The 3,051-nt window shown below is 67.4% G+C and carries 3 protein-coding genes; all 3 read left to right on the top strand.

What is annotated here, in order from left to right; all coding sequences use genetic code 11:
- Nucleotides 1-2,161: nitrite reductase large subunit NirB (gene nirB / locus WA965_RS20310; RefSeq protein ID WP_526448014.1), on the top strand; the 2,161-nt coding region annotated here is incomplete at its 5' end.
- A 6-nt stretch (nt 2,162-2,167) separates the two neighbouring features.
- Nucleotides 2,168-2,515 (top strand): nitrite reductase small subunit NirD, encoded by a 348-nt coding sequence (nirD, locus tag WA965_RS20305; protein ID WP_526294220.1) that lies wholly within the window; start codon nt 2,168-2,170, stop codon nt 2,513-2,515.
- A 129-nt stretch (nt 2,516-2,644) separates the two neighbouring features.
- A complete protein-coding gene (gene fdxA / locus WA965_RS20300) occupies nt 2,645-2,998 on the top strand; it encodes a ferredoxin (protein ID WP_526294219.1) in 354 nt (117 codons plus the stop codon).
- Nucleotides 2,999-3,051 lie beyond the last annotated feature (53 nt).

Raw genomic sequence — 3,051 nt, 5'->3', positions numbered from 1 at the left:
GTACCGCACTCTCGATGACCTCGACGCGATCCGCGCCGACGCCGCGCGGGTGTGCCGGTCCAGTGCGACGCCCGTCGGCGTCGTGATCGGCGGTGGCCTGCTCGGGTTGGAGGCCGCCAACGCGCTGCGCGCATTCGGGCTGCAACCGCACGTCGTCGAGATGGCGCCCCGGTTGATGGCGCAGCAACTCGACGAAGCGGGCGGCGCTCTGCTGGGCAGAATGGTCACCGAGTTGGGCATCACCGTGCACACCGGCGTCGGGACGGAGTCGATTCAGCCGGCCCAGCGCAATCGGCCGCTGCGCCGGTCGGCCGACGACGACTCGATGCGGGTGACGTTGAGTGACGGCTCGTTCATCGACGCCGGACTCGTGGTCTTCGCTGCAGGCGTGCGCCCGCGCGACGAGCTGGCCCGTGACGCCGGCCTCGAGCTCGCCGACCGAGGTGGCGTGCTGACCGACCGTTCCTGCACCACAAGCGATTCCAGTGTCTACGCGATCGGGGAGGTCGCTGCGATCGAGGGTCGGTGTTACGGACTGGTGGGCCCCGGATACACCAGCGCCGAAGTCGTCGCCGACCGACTACTGGGCGGGCAAGCCGAATTCGGTGAGGCCGACATGTCCACCAAGCTCAAGTTGCTCGGTGTCGACGTCGCCAGTTTCGGTGACGCGATGGGCGCCGCGCCGGAGTGCCTCGAGGTCGCCGTCAACGACGCCGTCAACCAGACCTACGCCAAGCTGGTGCTCTCCGACGACGCGAAGACGTTGCTCGGCGGCATCCTGGTGGGCGACGCGACGTCGTACGGGGTGTTGCGGCCCATGGTCGGAGAGTTGTTGCCCGGCGATCCGCTCGCACTCATCGCCCCGGCGGGGTCCGAGGGTGGCGGCTCCGGACTCGGCGTGGGGGCGTTGCCGGCGGGCGCGCAGATCTGTTCGTGCAACAACGTCACCAAGGGCGACCTGACCGAGGCCATCGGCTCGGGCTGCTGCGACGTCGCCGGGTTGAAGAAGTGCACGCTGGCCGGCACGTCGTGTGGCTCGTGTGTGCCCCTGCTCAAGCAACTGCTCGAGGCCGAAGGGGTGGAACAGTCCAAGGCGCTGTGTGAACACTTCGGCCAGTCGCGGGCCGAGCTGTTCGAGATCGTCAGCGCCACCGACATCCGGACGTTCTCGGCGCTGATCGAGCGGTTCGGCACCGGCAGGGGGTGCGACATCTGCAAGCCGGTGGTGGCGTCGATCCTGGCGTCGACCAGCTCGGAGCACATTCTCGACGGCGAGCAGGCGTCCCTGCAGGACTCCAACGACCACTTCCTGGCCAACATCCAGAAGAACGGCAGCTACTCCATCGTGCCGCGGGTCCCCGGCGGTGACATCACGCCCGAGCACCTCATCCTGATCGGCGAGATCGCCCGCGACTTCGACCTGTACACCAAGATCACCGGCGGCCAGCGCATCGACATGTTCGGCGCCCGGGTCGACCAACTGCCCGACATCTGGCGCCGGCTGGTCGACGGCGGGATGGAATCCGGGCATGCCTACGGCAAGGCGCTGCGCACCGTGAAGAGTTGTGTCGGCAGTGACTGGTGCCGCTACGGGCAACAGGATTCGGTGCAGATGGCCATCAACCTCGAGCTGCGCTACCGCGGGCTGCGGGCACCACACAAGATCAAGATGGGTGTCTCCGGATGCGCACGCGAATGCGCCGAGGCCCGCGGCAAGGATGTCGGCGTCATCGCCACCGAAACCGGCTGGAACCTCTATGTCGGCGGCAACGGCGGAGCGACGCCGCGGCACGCCGAACTGCTGGCAAGCGATCTCGATGACGACACCCTGGTGCGCTACATCGACCGGTTCCTGATGTTCTACGTCCGTACCGCAGATCGCCTGCAGCGCACCGCGCCCTGGGTGGAGGAACGGGGACTCGAGCACCTGCGTGAGGTGGTGTGTGACGACTCCCTGGGCCTGGCCGACGAGTTCGAGGCGGCGATCGCCCGGCACGTCGAGAACTACGCCTGCGAGTGGAAGGGGGTGCTCGAGGATCCGGACAAGCTGTCGAGGTTCGTGTCGTTCGTCAACGCGCCGGACATCCCCGATCCCACTGTCGAGTTCACCCAGCGCTCGGGCCGCAAGGTGCCGATCGGCATGCCGAAGGTCGGAGGGTAGCCCGCGATGACGCTGCTCGACGACATCCAGGTGTGGACCACTGCGTGCGCCCTCGACTTGCTGCAACCGTGCCGCGGGGTGGGGGTGCTGCTGCCCGGGGGTGTACAGGCCGCGCTGTTCCGACTCGACGACGGAACCCTGCATGCGATCGGCAACATCGATCCGTTCTCCGGTGCCGCGGTGATGTCGCGGGGTATCGTCGGCGACCGCGGCGGTCGGGCCACGGTGCAGTCGCCGCTGAAGAAGCAGGCCTTCGCCCTCGACGACGGCATATGTCTCGACAACCCCGAGGTCTCGCTGCCGGTCTACGCGACGCGGGTCACCCCCGACGGTCACGTGCAAATCGGCTCCTGACTGCCCGCGGAATAGCATTCCTGGCTGCGGTGCAGGCCTCAACCACGACCCGGAATGCTATTCCGCGGTCAAGAATTAGGGACTTTTGGCCCCTGACGGCGGCCGGGTGTGCCGAATACCGTCGTGGCCATGACCTACGTGATCGGTAGTGCGTGCGTGGACATCGTCGACAAGTCCTGCATGCAGGAATGCCCGGCCGACTGCATCTACGAGGGTGATCGGGCGATGTACATCAACCCCAACGAGTGCGTGGACTGCGGTGCCTGCCGCATCGCGTGCCGGGTGGACGCCATCTACTACGACGTCGACCTGCCCGAGGAAGAGGCGCAGTTCCTCGAGGACAACGCCGCGTTCTTCACGCTGACGCTTCCGGGTCGTGACGCGCCGCTGGGCGACCCGGGCGGCGCGCTGAAGGTGGGACGCGTCGGAGCCGACACCCCACTGGTCGCGGCACTACCGCCGTCGACGACCCAGCACCCCTAGGGACTATCGCCGGAATTGCATTCCAGCAGCCGAACTTCGAGAGAGGCCCTGCT

The organism is Mycobacterium sp., from assembly GCF_049683935.1.
Classification (GTDB): Bacteria; Actinomycetota; Actinomycetes; order Mycobacteriales; family Mycobacteriaceae; genus Mycobacterium.
This window is presented reverse-complemented; position numbering and strand designations above follow the sequence as displayed.